Annotated in this window: 11 protein-coding genes; 6 read left to right on the plus strand and 5 right to left on the minus strand. The window is 73.3% G+C overall.

Annotation, left to right across the window (positions count from 1 at the left end; translation table 11 throughout):
- Positions 1-15 precede the first annotated feature (15 nt).
- On the minus strand, positions 16-2,649 hold the full coding sequence (polA, locus tag CHF16_RS23360) for a DNA polymerase I (RefSeq protein WP_089328247.1): 2,634 nt from the start codon (positions 2,647-2,649) through the stop codon (positions 16-18).
- A gap of 61 nt (positions 2,650-2,710) precedes the next feature.
- Here polA and CHF16_RS23365 point away from each other — a divergent pair, with 61 nt between their 5' ends.
- The gene (locus tag CHF16_RS23365) at positions 2,711-3,538 is read left to right on the plus strand and encodes an LLM class F420-dependent oxidoreductase (protein ID WP_089328248.1); all 828 of its coding nucleotides are present in this window, start codon (positions 2,711-2,713) and stop codon (positions 3,536-3,538) included.
- A gap of 78 nt (positions 3,539-3,616) precedes the next feature.
- Here CHF16_RS23365 and CHF16_RS23370 read toward each other — a convergent pair whose 3' ends face one another.
- A complete protein-coding gene (locus CHF16_RS23370) occupies positions 3,617-5,137 on the minus strand; it encodes a M20/M25/M40 family metallo-hydrolase (RefSeq protein ID WP_089328249.1) in 1,521 nt (506 codons plus the stop codon).
- A 441-nt stretch (positions 5,138-5,578) separates the two neighbouring features.
- Here CHF16_RS23370 and CHF16_RS23375 point away from each other — a divergent pair, with 441 nt between their 5' ends.
- The 4 genes from CHF16_RS23375 to CHF16_RS23390 are packed head-to-tail and all read left to right on the plus strand — an operon-like array spanning position 5,579 to position 9,538.
- Positions 5,579-8,137, plus strand: a complete 2,559-nt coding sequence (locus tag CHF16_RS23375) for a sensor histidine kinase (protein ID WP_089328250.1) — start codon at positions 5,579-5,581, stop codon at positions 8,135-8,137.
- Positions 8,134-8,571 (plus strand): roadblock/LC7 domain-containing protein, encoded by a 438-nt coding sequence (locus CHF16_RS23380; protein WP_089328251.1) that lies wholly within the window; start codon positions 8,134-8,136, stop codon positions 8,569-8,571. Before CHF16_RS23375 ends, CHF16_RS23380 begins: the two co-directional genes overlap by 4 nt.
- A 6-nt stretch (positions 8,572-8,577) precedes the next feature.
- A complete protein-coding gene (locus CHF16_RS23385; protein ID WP_089328252.1) occupies positions 8,578-8,955 on the plus strand; it encodes a DUF742 domain-containing protein in 378 nt (125 codons plus the stop codon).
- Positions 8,936-9,538 (plus strand): GTP-binding protein, encoded by a 603-nt coding sequence (locus CHF16_RS23390; protein ID WP_089328253.1) that lies wholly within the window; start codon positions 8,936-8,938, stop codon positions 9,536-9,538. The genes CHF16_RS23385 and CHF16_RS23390 overlap by 20 nt, the downstream gene beginning before the upstream one ends.
- Here CHF16_RS23390 and CHF16_RS23395 read toward each other — a convergent pair.
- Entirely contained in the window at positions 9,535-10,173 is a 639-nt protein-coding gene (locus CHF16_RS23395; RefSeq protein ID WP_089328254.1) for a TetR/AcrR family transcriptional regulator, read from the minus strand. The two genes, CHF16_RS23390 and CHF16_RS23395, sit on opposite strands and share 4 nt — an antisense overlap.
- Before the next feature lie 72 nt (positions 10,174-10,245).
- Between CHF16_RS23395 and CHF16_RS23400 the strand changes: the two genes are divergently transcribed.
- Positions 10,246-11,388: an acyl-CoA dehydrogenase family protein gene (locus CHF16_RS23400; RefSeq protein ID WP_089328255.1), complete on the plus strand. Its 1,143-nt coding sequence runs from the start codon at positions 10,246-10,248 to the stop codon at positions 11,386-11,388.
- 39 nt (positions 11,389-11,427) lie between these two features.
- Here CHF16_RS23400 and boxB read toward each other — a convergent pair whose 3' ends face one another.
- Together boxB and boxC are read right to left on the minus strand one after the other, a co-directional pair.
- Positions 11,428-12,843, minus strand: coding sequence for a benzoyl-CoA 2,3-epoxidase subunit BoxB (gene boxB, locus CHF16_RS23405; protein ID WP_089328256.1), 1,416 nt, complete (start codon positions 12,841-12,843; stop codon positions 11,428-11,430).
- Between the two features lie 4 nt (positions 12,844-12,847).
- Positions 12,848-14,491, minus strand: coding sequence for a 2,3-epoxybenzoyl-CoA dihydrolase (boxC, locus tag CHF16_RS23410; RefSeq protein WP_089328257.1), 1,644 nt, complete (start codon positions 14,489-14,491; stop codon positions 12,848-12,850).
- Positions 14,492-14,506: the final 15 nt, after the last annotated feature.

Here is a 14,506-nt window from a genome sequence, read left to right on the forward strand (position 1 = left end):
CAGTGCGCGCGGCGGTCAGTGTGCCGCGGCGTCCCAGTCGGCGCCGGCGCCGATGGCGACCTCCAGGCCGACCGTGAGCGGGTAGGCGGTGGTCATCCGGTCGCGGACGAGCGCCTCCACCGCGTCCCGCTCCCCCGGCGCCACCTCCAGGACGATCTCGTCGTGCACCTGGAGCAGCAGCCGGCTGCGCAGCCCGGCCCCGGTGAGCGCCTCGTCCACCCGCAGCATCGCGATCTTGACGATGTCGGCGGCGGAGCCCTGGACCGGCGCGTTCAGCGCCATCCGCTCGGCGGTCTCGCGCCGCTGCCGGTTGTCGCTGGTCAGGTGCGGCAGGTAGCGGCGCCGGCCGAGCAGCGTCCGGGTGTAGCCGGTGGCGCGGGCCTCGGCGACGACGTGGTCGAGGTAGTCGCGGACGCCGCCGAGCCGCGCGAAGTAGGCGTCCATCAGCGGGCGCGCCTCCGCCTGCGGGATGCCGAGCTGCTTCGCCAGCCCGAACGCCGACAGCCCGTACGCGAGCCCGTACGACATCGCCTTGATCTTGCGGCGCATGTCGGGCGTGACGGCGGCGGGCGGGACCTGGAAGACCTGCGCCGCCATCGTCGCGTGGAGGTCCTCGCCGGACGCGAACGCCTCCAGCAGCGTGGGGTCCTGCGACAGGTGCGCCATGACGCGCAGTTCGAGCTGCCCGTAGTCGGCGGTCAGCAGCGACTCGAAGCCGGGGCCGGGCGGGAACGCCCGCCGGATGCGCCGCCCCTCCTCGGTGCGGACGGGGATGACCTGGAGGTTCGGCTCGGTCGAGGTGAGCCGGCCGGTGGCGGCGACGGTCTGCTGGAAGGTGGTGTGGATCCGGCCGTCCGCGCCGATCTCCCGGATCAGCCCGGCGACGGTCGCGCGCAGCCGCGCCTGGTCGCGGTGGCGCAGCAGCACCTCCGGGAGCCCGTTGTCGGTCTGGGTGGCGAGCCAGGTCAGCGCGTCGACGTCGGTGGAGTGGCCCGATTTGATCTTCTTGGTGCGGGGCAGGTCGAGCTCGCCGAACAGCACCTCCTGGAGCTGCTTGGTCGAGCCCGGGTTGAAGGGGTGCCCGGCGATCTCCGCGGCCTCGCCGGCGGCGCGCGCCATCCCGTCCGCGAAGTGGCGCTCCAGTTCGTCGAGGAGGGCGGCGTCCACGTGGATTCCGGCGCGTTCGGCGCGCGCGAGCAGGTCCGACAGCGGCAGCTCGACGTCGCGGAGGACCGCGTCCATGCCGGTGGAGGCGAGGTCGGCGGCGAACTTCCCGGCCAGGTCGAGGACGGCGCGCGCGCTCAGCATCAGCCCGGCGGCGCCGTCGGCGGGCGGCCGGCGGCCCAGGTGGCGGCCCGCGAGGTCGGCGATCCCGTAGGCGGCCAGGCCGGGGAGCAGCAGGTAGGCGGCCATCGCCGTGTCGGTGGCGACGCCGCCGAGGCGCCAGCCGCGCTCGCCGAACACGCGCAGCAGCGCCTTCACGTCGTGCAGCGCCTTGGGCCGGGACGGGTCGGCGAGCCACTCCGCGAAGGCCCGCTCGTCGGCCTCGGTGAGGGCGGACGGCTCGAAGGAGGCGGCGTGGTCGTCGCCGGCGGCCAGCGCGATCCGCGTGATGTCGCCGGTGCCGCGCGCCCACGTCCAGTCGGCGGCCAGCGCCGTCAGGCCGGTGGCGTGGGCGCCGAGCCAGCCGGCCAGCTCGTCCGGGCGCAGCTCGCGGCCCTTCACCGGCTCGGGCCGCGCCGCCTCCGGGGACCGGGCGCCGCCCGGGTCGGCGGCGAAGAGGCGCTGCCGGAGGCTGGCGTTGCGGAACTCCAGCTCGTCCAGCAGCGCGGTGAACGCGGACAGGTCGTAGGGGCGGCGCCGCAGGTCGGCGGGCGCCACCGGCAGGTCCACGTCGCGGACGAGCTCGGTGAGCCGCCGGTTCAGCCGCACCGTGTCGAGCGCGCCGCGCAGCCTCTCCCCCGCCTTGCCCTTCACCTCGCCGGGCCGCTCCAGCAGCGCGTCGAGGGTGCCGAACTCCCGGATCCACTTCGCGGCCGTCTTCTCCCCGATGCCGGGGATGCTCGGCAGGTTGTCGGACGGGTCGCCGCGCAGCGCCGCGAAGTCGGGGTACTGCGCGGGGGTCAGGCCGTACTTCTCCCGCACCGCGTCGGGCGTGTACCGGACCATCTCGGCGGCCGTCCGGTAGAAGTACAGGACGGTGACGTCGTCGCCGACGAGCTGGAGCGCGTCGCGGTCGCCGGTGACGATCAGCACGGCCATGCCGTCGTCCACCGCCGCCCCGGTGAGCGTCGCGATCACGTCGTCGGCCTCGTAGCCGGGCGCGCGCAGCACCGGGACGCTCATCGCGGCGAGCAGCCGGTCCAGGACGGGGAGCTGGGCGCCGAACTCCGACGGCGACCGCGTCCGGTTCGCCTTGTACTCGGGGAACTCCTCGGCGCGGAACGTCCGCCGCCCCACGTCGAACGCGACGGCCGCGTGCGTCGGCCGCTCGTCCCGCAGCACGTTCGCCAGCATGTTCGCGAACCCGTACACGACGTTGGTGGGCTGCCCCGCCGTCGTGGTGAAGTTCTCCACCGGCAGCGCGTAGAAGGCCCGGTAGGCCAGCGAGTGGCCGTCCAGGAGCAGCAGGCGCGGCCGGTCGGTCATGTTCACATCCTGGCACCGGGGAAGGGGGCATGAAACGGCCGCGGAGAGTGTTGGGGGCGACATGGACAAGATCGAACTGGGCCGGCTGGGCATCTGGCGGCCGTGGAGCGCGCTGGATCCGGAGCTGGCCAGGGACCTGGAGGACCTCGGTTACGGCGCCATCTGGATCGGCGGGTCGCCGCGCGGCGACCTGAAGATCGCCGAGCGGCTGCTGGCCGGCACCGACCGGATCGTGATCGCCACGGGCATCGTGAACATGTGGGCCACGCCGGCCACGGAGGCCGCCGCGTCCTACCACCGGCTGCACGACGCGTACGGCGGCCGGTTCCTGCTGGGCGTGGGCATCGGCCACCCGGAGGCGACGCAGGAGTACCGCAGCCCCTACGAGACGATCGTCCGCTACCTGGACGACCTCGACGCCGCGGACGTCCCGGCCGCCGGGCGGGTGCTGGCCGCGCTCGGGCCGCGGGTGCTGCGGCTGGCGGCGGAGCGGACCGCGGGCGCGCACCCGTACTTCACCACGCCGGAGCACACCCGGCAGGCGCGGGAGACGCTCGGCGCCGGGCCGCTGCTCGTCCCCGAGCAGAAGGTGGTGCTCGACACCGACGAGGAGCGCGCCCGCGCGACGGCCCGGGAGGCCGCGAAGATGTACCTGGGGCTGCGCAACTACGTCGGCAACTTCAAGCGGCTCGGCTTCACCGACGCCGACGTGGCGGGCGGCGGCAGCGACGCGCTGATCGACGCGCTGGTCGCGCAGGGCGACGCGGCGGCGCTGGCCGCGCGGGTGCGGGAGCACCTGGACGCGGGCGCCGACCAGGTGGCCGTGCAGGTGCTGGGCGACGGCGACCCGCGCCCGGCGCTGCGCGGGATCGCCGAAGCGCTCGGCTGACCCGGCGGCCCGGCCGGCGGAGCGAACGGAGGAGGGGCGCGCCCGCGGGCGCGCCCCTCGGCGGACCGGACTACCGGATCACTTGGTGGCGTGGCCGCCGATCTCGTCCGGCACGGTGCGCTTGGCGACCGGCGCCGGGGCGCGCCTCACCCGCTCGTTGCCGTTGACCGTCAGCGTGCTGTACGCGAACAGCTGGGTCACCGCGGCGGTGGCGTCGATCATCTGGTCGAAGCCCTTGAGGTCCACGTTGTCGTAGCGGTCGCAGGCCGAGTGGTAGCAGGGGTCGTAGGCGATCCCCGCCGTGCCGCCGTAGACCGCCGCCTGCTCGGGCGTCTTGATGCCCTCGGCGCCCGTGAACAGGCCGCCCGCGGGGATGCCCGCGGTGATGAACGCGTTGTAGTCCGACCGCCCGTTGAACGGCGTCGGGTCGGTGGCGAGGCCCCGGCTCGCGAAGTAGTCGGTGAACGCCTTCTCGATCGCGCCGGACCCGGCGGGCGGCTCGACGTTGTTCTCGCCCGCGCTGTCGTCGCCGTCGTACACGAAGTTCACGTAGTTCGGCGAGCCGATCATGTCGAAGTCGAGCATCAGCGCGATCTTGTCGCGCTCGGCCTGCGGGAGGGTGTCGACGTAGTACTGCGAGCCGAGCAGGCCCTCCTCCTCGGCGCCCCAGAACGCGAACCGCACCTTGTTGCGGAGCTTGGCGCCGAGCTTGTGGATCTGCTTGGCCATCTCCAGCAGCGCCGCGGTGCCGGAGCCGTCGTCGTTGATGCCGGGGCCGTCGGTGACGCTGTCGTTGTGGGCGCCGACGACCACGACGTTGCTCGCCCTGCCCCGCTTGGTGTCGGCGACGACGTTGGCGGTCTCGCGCTTCTCGTTGAGCGTCTGCGTCTTCACGCGCAGCGTCAGGCCGCCGTTGTTCGCCTGGTCGACGAGCGCCCTGCCGACCGCGTTGGTCGGGCCGACCACCGGGATGTCGTACGGGGTGGTCAGCGTGCCGGCGACGGGTCCGGGCTGGTCGGGGAGCTGGTAGATGACCACGGCGGACGCGCCCGCCGCGATGGCGTTGTCGGCCTTGACGGAGAAGAAGCAGCCGCCGCGCTGGATCAGCGCGATGGCCCCCGAGGGGAAGCCCGCGAAGTCCTCGGCCTCGCAGCCGCTGCCGACCCCGGTGGCATCGCTGTCGACGGGCGCGGCGGGCGCGGTGACGTCGCCGGTGCCGGAGTACTGGAGGGTCGCGTAGTCGGTGCCCTGCGCGAAGGTCTTCTGCTCGGGGGCGGTCTCGGCGAAGACGGGATCCGCGGTCTGCTGCCAGAAGTCGAACTCGAACTTCTGGACGACGGGGTCGTAGCCGGCCCGTTTGAGCTGGTCGGCGATGTACTTGATGGTGATCGTGCTGCCGGGCAGCCCGGCGGCCCGGTTGCCGCCGTTGGCGTCCGCGATCTTCTGCAGGTTCAGCTGGTGGTGGCGGACGTTCTTCAGCGTGACCAGCCGGGCGAGTTTCGCGTCGGCCGGACCGGCGGCCTGTGCGGACGGCACCGCGGCCAGGGTGGCGGCTGCGAGCGACAGCCCGGTGAGGGTTGCGAGCGCGGCTCTGCGCATACCAGGTCTCCGTTTGTGGGGGGACGAAGCAACCCGAAGCCTGACACGCGTCAATTCACGCAACAAGACACGACTCTGCATCAAAACGGCCAATATTGGCCTCTTTCTCCCCACGGTTTACAAGATCGACTTGCGGTTCCCCATCACCGTCCGTCCCGTCCTCCTGCACGGCTCGTGTCGATCATCATCGGCGGAACCCGGCCGCATTCCGCGAGGCCACCTCGGAATGGCCCCGAACGGAAGGCGCTGACCTGCGAGAACGGCGGACGGCCGGGCCCGGCGGGCACACCGGCGCGCACCGCCCGTCCATTCGCCGAAGCGGCACCCACCGCATTCCGCCTGACGCGAGTTCCAGCAGGTGAGACCACTGGCACCGGACAAATCGGCGTGAGTATGCTTCGTCACCCTTGAAGGTGGCCGCCGACGATCAGGAGTGGGCCGTTGTCGAGTCCCGAACAGGAGCCCAAGCCCCACGGGCGCCCGCGCACCCGGCCGATCGGGCGGCGGATCGTCCTGCTCCTCGCGATCCCGCTGGTGTCGCTCGTGGCCCTGTGGACGTACTCGGCCGTCCCGGCGCTGAACGACGCGCTCCTGCGCAACCAGTACGCCGAGAACCACGACCTGGTGGGCCAGCCCGCGAACCTCGCCATGCAGGCCGTGCAGGAGGAGCGCGCCGCCGCGGTCGCCGCCCTGGCGAAGCCGTCGGCGGTCAACGAGCGCACGTTCAAGGACGCGGTCGGCAAGACCGAGCGCGCGGTCGCCGCGTTCCGCAGGCTCGCGCTCGCGCCGGCGGCGACCGAGCACATGGTCGAGAGCGCGATCCAGCGGACCCGGGACGTCGGCAACCAGTTCGACCAGCTCGCCAGCATCCGGTCGCAGATCACCGCGCGGAACGTCTCGGCGCTGGAGGCCATCAACGCCTACAGCGACGCCTTCGACAAGACCGTCCGGCTGCTGACCACGCTGGTCACCATCGCCGACGTCGACGTCTACCAGCAGACCAACGGCGTCCTCTACATGTACTGGGCGCGCGACTTCATGCTGCGCGAGGACCTGCTGCTCACCGGCCTCGGCGGCGGCCGGCTGAAGGCCGGCGGCCGGGCCGCCTTCGCGCAGTGGGCGGGCGCCCGCGCCGAGCTGATCGAGCTCGGGCAGTCCGGGCTCAGCGGCGGGATCGCGAAGACCATGAGCGGGCTGGTGAACTCGCCCGCCTACGCCGACTACGTCGCGCTGGAGACCGCCGTCGTGCGGCAGGGCCGGGCGCCCGCCCCGCAGCGGTGGCAGGCCAGCGTCAAGGCGGCCGGGCAGCTGTGGCTCGGCACCGCCTTCAAGGCCGGCGAGCAGCTCCAGCACGACGAGGTCGGGCCCGCCGGCGACCGGATCATGCTGCGGGTCTACCTCGCGGGCGGCGTCGGGCTGCTCGCCGTGATCGCGTCCATCGTGCTGTCGCTGCTGTTCGCGCGGCGGCACGCGAGCGAGCTGCGGCGGCTGCAGCGGTCGGCGCAGGAGCTGGCGAACGAGCGGCTCCCCCGCGTCGTGGCGCGGCTGCGGCGCGGTGAGCGGGTGGACCTGGAGGCCGAGACGCCCCGCCCCGCGTCCGGCAGGACCCGCGAGGTCGCGCTGGTCAGCGAGGCGTTCGAGACCGTCCAGCGGCAGGCGATCCGGACCGCGATCGGCGAGGCGGAGCTGCGCGCCAGCATCAACCGGGTCTTCGTGAACCTGTCCTGGCGCAGCCAGTCGCTGCTGCACCGGCAGCTGCGGCTGCTGGACCAGATGGAGCGGCGCGCGTCCAGCCCCGAGGAGCTGGACGACCTGTTCCGCCTCGACCACCTCACCACCCGCATGCGGCGGCACGCCGAGGGCCTGGTCATCCTGTCCGGCTCGCCCACCGTCCGCGCCTGGGACCACCCCGTCGCCGCCGAGGACGTGGTGCGCGCCGCGATCGCCGAGGTCGAGGACTACACCCGCATCGAGGTGACCGGCGCGTCGTCGGCCGCGGTCAGCGGGGACGTCGTCGCCGACGTCATCCACCTGCTCGCCGAGCTGATCGAGAACGCCACCGCCTACTCCCCGCCGACCACCGAGGTCACCGTCAAGATCGAGACGGTCGCCAACGGGCTCGCGGTGGAGGTCGTCGACCGCGGCATCGGCCTCGCGCCGGAGGAGCTGGACGCGCTCAACCGGCGCCTCGCCAGCGCCGTCGAGTTCGACCTCGTCGACACCGAGCGGCTCGGCCTGTTCGTCGTCGCGCGGCTCGCCGCCCGGCACGACATCAAGGTCTCGCTGCAGCCCTCGGCGTACGGGGGCACGACCGCGATCGTCCTCGTCCCGCACTCCCTGGTCGTCCTGGACGACCAGTGGCAGCCGGTCGGCGAGGGCGGCGCGGCGGCGGAGCCGGTCGGCGCGGGCGCGCCGCGGGTCGGCCGCCCGGTCCGCCGCGCGCTGCCCGGCCCGGCGGGCCCGCCGTCCCGCCCGGCGCCCGGGGACGGCCCGCCCGCGCCGGTCGCCTTCAACACGCCGGTGTCGTTCGAGACGCCGCCCGCCGCGGACGCGCGGTCCGGCTTCACCGTGCCCGACTCGTACGACGCCCAGGTCTCCTACGACCCCCCGGAGCAGAACGGGCGGGTCTCCTACGACGGGCAGGGCCCGTACAGCGGGGCCGCCGCCGATGCGGCGGTGTCCTTCGACCCGCCCGGACGGGCCGATGGCCGGACCCGGCCGGGGGACGCGGAGGCGGAACCGGCCGAGGTGGAGGACAGCGAGGTCACCGGGCGGCTCCCGCGCCGCGTCCGGCAGCGCAACCTCGCTCCTCAGCTGCGCAGGCGCCCGGCGAACGGGCGGCCGAAGGCGGCCGCCCCGGCCGAGGAGGACTTCGAGGAGCCGAGCCCGGAGCTCAGCCGCGACCTGATGGCCTCGCTACAGTCGGGATGGCTGCGCGGCAGGGTCGCCGACGACGAACCGGGCGATCTCGAACCACGCGATGAATGGGGGGAATCATGACTCGGCAGGGCCACGCCACCGGCGAGCTCGACTGGCTGCTGGAGGATCTGGTGCAACGGGTCGGCGAGGTCCGCCAGGCCGTGCTGCTGTCCCGCGACGGGCTGGTCATGGGCGCCTCGGGCGACGTCACCCGCAAGGACGCCGAGTTCCTCGCGGCGCTGTCGTCGGGCTTCCACAGCCTCGCCAACGGCGCCCGCGAGCACTTCCAGGCCAAGCAGGTGCGGCAGACGGTCGTGGAGCTGGACGACCGGCTGTTCTTCGTCATGCCGGCCGGGAACGGCAGCTGCCTCGCGGTGCTCAGCGACGCCGGCGGCAACGCCGGGCTCGTCGCCTACGAGACCACCATGCTGATCAAGCGGGTGCGGCGGGCGCTGTCGGCGTCGCCGCGCGCCGCCGCCGAGGACGCCTCGCTGCGGCCGGGTGCGTCGGGCTGAGCCACCGTGGAGACGCCGAAGGAGCGCTGGATCGGCCGGGACGCCGGCCCGGTCGTCCGGCCGTACGCGGTGACCCGCGGGCGCACCCGCCCCCGCGGGCTCGTCGTCGACCTGGTGACGATCCTGGTCGCGACCGGCCGCACCCCGGGCGACCGGGTGTGGCTGTCGCGCGAGCAGCGGCGGCTGCTCGAGCTGTGCCGCCGGCCGTCGACGCCGGCCGACCTGGCCTCGGAGACCGACCTCCCCTTCCGGGTGGTGCAGATCCTGCTGGAGGACCTGCACCAGTACGGCCTGATCGAGGAGGTTCCGCAGGCGGAGGAACCGTCCGAACGCCCCGACCCCCGCATCCTGATGAGAGTGCTCGATGAACTTCGCCGCCTCTGACCCGTCCGCCACGCCGTACGCGCCGGCCGACGACATCCCCACGCACACGCTGAAGGTGCTGGTGGCCGGAGGCTTCGGCGTCGGCAAGACGACGCTCGTCGGCGCGGTGAGCGAGATCCGCCCGCTGCGCACCGAGGAGACCCTCACCGACGCCTCGATCGGGGTGGACGACCTCGGCGGCGTCGAGGGCAAGACCACCACGACCGTCGCGATGGACTTCGGCCGGCTCACCTTCTCCGGCGGCGTCCGGCTGTACCTGTTCGGGACGCCCGGCCAGGAGCGGTTCTGGTTCATGTGGGACCAGATCGCCTACGGCGCCGTCGGCGCGATCGTGCTGGTCGACACCCGCCGGCTGTCGTCGAGCTTCGCCTCCATCGACTTCTTCGAGCAGCGGGAGATCCCGTTCGTGGTCGCCGCGAACCAGTTCGACGGCGCCCGCCGCTACTCCGTCGAGGAGATCCGCGACGCCCTCGACGTCGACCCGGAGGTGCCCGTCCTGATGTGCGACGTGCGCAGCCGCGAGGTCGCGCGGGGCGTGCTCGTGGCCCTGGTGGAGCACGCGCTCCAGACGGCCCAGCGCTAGCCGGGCGGCCGCATGCGGGCGACGATCAGGGACGCCAGCGCGGCGTAGGCGGCGGAGTCGTCCAGCCCGGTCCGCGCCTCGATCTCGCCGCGGTGGATGGACTCCATCACCTGCCCCGCGACGGCGCCGAGGAACGCCGCGTCGGCGCCGGGCATCCGGCCGTCGGCCTCCCGGACGAGCCCCCGCACCCGCCGGACCGCGAACCCGGTGTTCTCCTTGTAGATCTCGCGCGCGGGCGCGAACGCGTCCAGGTCGGCGAAGAACGCGGGCGACGCCGGGGCCAGCTCGCGCGAGATCGCCCGCAGGTAGGCGCCGACGCGCTCGCGCGGGTCGGTCTCCAGGGCGAGCGCGGCCTCCACCCGCTCGGTCGCCCGCCGGAAGAACGCGCGCACCACGGCCGCGATGATCTGCTCCCGGCTGGCCGCGACCGCGTACAGCGTGCTCTTGGAGCAGCGCAGCTCCGCGGCGAGGTCGGCGACGCTCAGCTCGGCGAACCCGCGGTCGAGGAAGACGTCCATGAGCCGCCCGATCAGCGCCTCCCGCCGCCGCTCCGCCCGGCCGGCCCGCTCGTTTCCGGCCCGCTCGGCCGCGGCCCGCTCGGCCCCCGCCCGCTCGTCTCCGGCCCGCTCGCGCATGGCGGAGACAGTACCAAAATGGGTTCGCCGGTACCGGTCTTGGTACTCTGAGGCGGCCGAAAGGAGTCGTCCATGCCCGCCACCCGGCACCTGCCGAACCCCGAGTCCGCGGACCTGATCGCGCTGACCCGCGAGATCGCGGCGAAGGAGCTCGCCCCGCACGCCGCCGACGCGGAGCGCACCGCGACGTTCCCCCGCGAGGCGTTCGCGACGCTGGGCCGGGCCGGGCTACTCACCCTCCCCTACCCGGAGGAGTTCGGCGGCGGCGCCCAGCCGTACGAGGTGTACCTCCAGGTGCTGGAGGAGATCGGCGCGGTCTGGGCGAGCGTCGGCGTCGGGGTCAGCGTCCACGCCCTGTCGTGCTTCCCGCTGTTCGCCTACGGCACCGACGAGCAGCGCGCGAAGTGGCTGCCGGGCATGCTGTCCGGGGAGCAGCTCGGCGCGTACTGCCTGTCGGAGGCGCACGCCGGCTCCGACCCCGGCGCGATGCGCGCCAAGGCCGTCCGGGACGGCGACTCCTACGTCCTCAACGGCGCCAAGGCGTGGACGACCCACGGCGGCAAGGCCGACTTCTACACGGTGATGGCCCGCACCGCCGACACCGGTTCCCGCGGCATCTCCTGCTTCCACGTCCCCGCCGGCACCCCGGGCCTGGAGTTCGACGAGCCCGAGGACAAGATGGGCCTGATGGGCTCGACCACGGCGACCGTCCGCCTGGTGGACGCGCGCGTCCCGGCCGCCAACCTGATCGGGGAGGAGGGCCAGGGCCTGTCCATCGCCCTCGCCGGGCTCGACGCGGGCCGCCTCGGCATCGCCGCCGTCGCCACGGGCCTCTCCCAGGGCGCCCTGGACGCCGCCGTCGCCTACGCCAAGGAGCGCGAGGCGTTCGGCAAGGCCATCATCGACCACCAGGGGCTGGCGTTCGTCCTCGCCGACATGGCCGCCGCGATCGAGTCGGCCCGCGCCACCTACCTGTCCGCCGCCCGCCTCAAGGACGCAGGCCGCCCCTACGGCCGCGAGGCGTCCATCGCGAAGCTGGTCGCCACCGACAACGCGATGAAGGTGACGACCGACGCCGTCCAGGTCCTCGGCGGCGCCGGCTACACCCGCGACTTCCCGGTCGAGCGCTACATGCGCGAGGCCAAGGTCATGCAGATCTTCGAGGGGACGAACCAGATCCAGCGGCTGGTCATCTCCCGCCACCTCGCCCGGTAGCGCGTGCCCACCCGGCCCCGGCCCGGTCGCCGGCGGCCCCTACAGGCGGACGTACTCGTAGTCGAAGGGCTTGCCGTTGATGCCGTTGCGGGGCGGGGCGATCCAGGCGGCGATCTTCCCGCGCTCGTGGACGGGCCGCATCAGCGAGCGGACATGGGTCTTGTCGACCTCCGTCGGCAGCCAGGCGCCCTTGCGCCGCTCCCACTCCTCGGCCGGGACGACCTCCCCGTCCGGGGTGGCCTCGATGCCGGCGAACGCGCCGACCTTCCGGTTGAACGCGACGCTCGGCAGGTAGAGGCGCTGCGGGAGGCCCGCGTCGGCCAGGATGCGGTTCCACCGGTTGACGCCGCTCTGGCAGTCGGCGATGTACTCGCGGCGCAGGTCGGTGTTCAGGCCGGTGAGGGCGGCGACCTCGGTCTGCCCGACGGCGCCGTCCACCAGGGCGTCCACGAGGGCGGCGTCGTCGGTGAGGCGGTGGTCGTCCTTGCGGCGCCCCTCCATCCAGCGGCCCTTGAGCCCGGCCGTGTAGTAATTGGCGACGTTGCTGGAGGTCTCGGAGCCGAACAGGTCGAGCGAGACCGAGTAGTGGAAGTTCAGGTACTTCTGCACGATGTCGAGCGGGATCCCGCCGTGCGGCGCGACGTCGTCGGTGTCGTGCTCCTTCATCAGCTGGACGGTCCGCTCCACGACGCGGTCGATGCCCGTGGTGCCGACCATCATGTGGTGGGCCTCCTCCTTGAGCATGAACTCGCAGGTCCGCGCCAGCGGGTCGAAGCCCGACTCCTTCAGCGTGCCGAGCTGGAACTTGCCGTCCCGGTCGGTGAAGTAGGTGAACATGAAGAACGACAGCCAGTCGGGGGTCTCCTCGTTGAAGGCGCCGAGGATGCGCGGCGACTCCTCGCTGCCGGAGTTGCGGTGCAGCAGCTCCTCGGCCTCCTCGCGTCCCTCGCGGCCGAAGTGGGCGTGCAGGAGGTAGACCATCGCCCACAGGTGCCGGCCCTCCTCGACGTTCACCTGGAACAGGTTGCGCAGGTCGTACAGGCTCGGCGCGGTCGCGCCGAGGTTGCGCTGCTGCTCCACGGACGCCGGCTCGGTGTCGCCCTGGATGACGATGAGGCGCTGCAGGTCCGCGCGGTACTCGCCGGGGACCTTCTGCCAGGCGGGCTCGCCCTTGTGCGCGCCAAAGCCGATGCGGCGGTCGCCGTCCCGCTCGGCGAGGAAGATGCCCCAGCGGTAGTCCTTCATGGCGACGTGCCCGAAGTGCGCCCAGCCCTCGCGGCCGACGTTCACCGCGGTCCGCAGGTAGACGTCCTGGGTGGGCAGGGCCGGGCCCATCGACTCCCACCAGTTCAGGAAGTCGGGCTGCCACGACTCCAGCGCCCGCTGGAGGCGCCGGTCCTCGTGCAGGCCGACGTTGTTGGGGATCTTTTCGCCGTAGTCGGCCGTGGTCGGCATGGGGTCACACTCGCTTTCGGTCGAAGTCGGCGCGCCGCCCGGTGCCGTAGCGGCGCAGCGCGCCGTCGGGCCCGGACGCGTTCGGGCGGGTGAAGATCCAGTTCTGCCAGGCGGTGAGCCGGCCGAAGATCTTGGTCTCCAGGGTCTCCGGGCCGGGGAAGCGGTAGTTGGCCTCCAGTCCGGTCAGCGCGTCCGGGGAGAACCCGGAGCGCTCCTCGATCGCGATGCGGACCTCCTCGTCCCAGTCGATGTCGTCGGGCGCGAAGGTGGCCAGGCCGAGCCGCTCGGCGTCGGCGGCCTCCAGCGGCTTGCCCGCCGCGTCGCGGACGGCGGCGAGGGTCTCCTCGTCGCCGAGGAGCCGGGTCTCCAGCCGGGTGAGGCCGTTGGCCATCGGCAGCGGGCCGAGGTTCATCCCGGCGACGGTGACCGCGGCCGGGTCGGCGCCGGGGTCGACGTCCTCGAAGACGCCGTCGAGGTGGTAGGTGCGGTCGGCGGCGAGCGCGACCTCCAGCAGCGACCCCGCGAAGCACGACCCCGGCTCCACCAGGGCGATGAGGCTGCGGCTGGTGACGTCGAGGCGCTTCAGGGTCCGCTTGAGGTAGAGGACGATCTCGTTGGCGAGCCAGTCGCCGGAGTTGTCGAGCAGCAGCCGGTCGTGCGCGAGGACGTGCTCGGCGTCGCCGCTCGTCCGCAGTACCCAGGTGCCGAGTTCGAGCTCGTTGGTGCGCAGGTCGAGGATCAGGTCGTCCAGCTCGCGGGTCATGGCGAGCGTCCAGAAGTCCTCGCGGTGGAAGCCGCCGTCCGGGGGCCCCTCCGGGCCGGCGATGGTGATCTCGACGGTGCCCGCCTCGCGGTCGAGCGCCGCCGACACGTGCCGGTAGGCGATCGAGGACTCGGTGCGCTCCTTGGCGAGGGGCACCAGCTCGACGCCCTCGGCGTCCAGGGGGCGGGACGAGCGCTCCGCCAGCTCCCGCGCGCGCTCGGCGACCGTCGCGTCCCAGGCGGTGCGCGGCACGGCCTCGTCCACCAGCCGCCAGGCCACCGCCTTCTTGCCGCCGAGCCCCTCGGCCTTGGTGGAGAAGTAGTCGGCGCGGTCGCGGCGGACGTGCCGCTTGTCCGACACCCGGGTCAGGCCGCCGGTGCCGGGCAGGACGCCGAGCAGCGGCAGCTCCGGCAGCGACACCGCCGAGGACCGGTCGTCCACGAGCATGATGTGCTCGCAGGCGAGCGCCAGCTCGTAGCCGCCGCCGGACGCGGTGCCGTTGCACGCCGCGATGTAGGTCTGCCCCGAGTTCGCGGTCGCGTCCTCGATCCCGTTGCGGGTCTCGTTGGTGAACTTGCAGAAGTTCACCTTCCAGGCGTGCGTCGACGCGGCCAGCATCCGGATGTTGGCGCCCGCGCAGAACACCTTCTCCTTGCCGCTGGTGATCACCACGGTGCGGACGCCGGGGTGCTCGAACCGCAGCCGCTGGACGGCGTCGTACAGCTCGATGTCCACGCCGAGGTCGTAGGAGTTGAGCTTCAGCTCGTAGCCGGGGACCAGGCCGCCCTGCTCGTCCACCGCCATCGTGAGCGTGGCGACCGGCCCGTCGACGTCCAGGCGCCAGTGCCGGTAGCGGGCCGGGTCCGTCCGGAACTCGACGTGCATGCGTGCTCCTCCGCT

This window comes from Actinomadura meyerae (assembly GCF_900188445.1).
Classification (GTDB): domain Bacteria; phylum Actinomycetota; class Actinomycetes; order Streptosporangiales; family Streptosporangiaceae; genus Spirillospora; species Spirillospora meyerae.

Excerpts from the sequence above, each read along its gene's own strand:
- polA (WP_089328247.1), bottom strand. The coding sequence starts at position 2,649 with ATGACCGACCGGCCGCGCCTGCTGCTCCTGGACGGCCACTCGCTGGCC.
- CHF16_RS23365 (WP_089328248.1), top strand. The coding sequence starts at position 2,711 with ATGGACAAGATCGAACTGGGCCGGCTGGGCATCTGGCGGCCGTGGAGC.
- CHF16_RS23370 (WP_089328249.1), bottom strand. The coding sequence starts at position 5,137 with ATGCGCAGAGCCGCGCTCGCAACCCTCACCGGGCTGTCGCTCGCAGCC.
- CHF16_RS23380 (WP_089328251.1), top strand. The coding sequence starts at position 8,134 with ATGACTCGGCAGGGCCACGCCACCGGCGAGCTCGACTGGCTGCTGGAG.
- CHF16_RS23390 (WP_089328253.1), top strand. The coding sequence starts at position 8,936 with ATGAACTTCGCCGCCTCTGACCCGTCCGCCACGCCGTACGCGCCGGCC.
- CHF16_RS23395 (WP_089328254.1), bottom strand. The coding sequence starts at position 10,173 with ATGCGCGAGCGGGCCGGAGACGAGCGGGCGGGGGCCGAGCGGGCCGCG.
- CHF16_RS23400 (WP_089328255.1), top strand. The coding sequence starts at position 10,246 with ATGCCCGCCACCCGGCACCTGCCGAACCCCGAGTCCGCGGACCTGATC.
- boxB (WP_089328256.1), bottom strand. The coding sequence starts at position 12,843 with ATGCCGACCACGGCCGACTACGGCGAAAAGATCCCCAACAACGTCGGC.
- boxC (WP_089328257.1), bottom strand. The coding sequence starts at position 14,491 with ATGCACGTCGAGTTCCGGACGGACCCGGCCCGCTACCGGCACTGGCGC.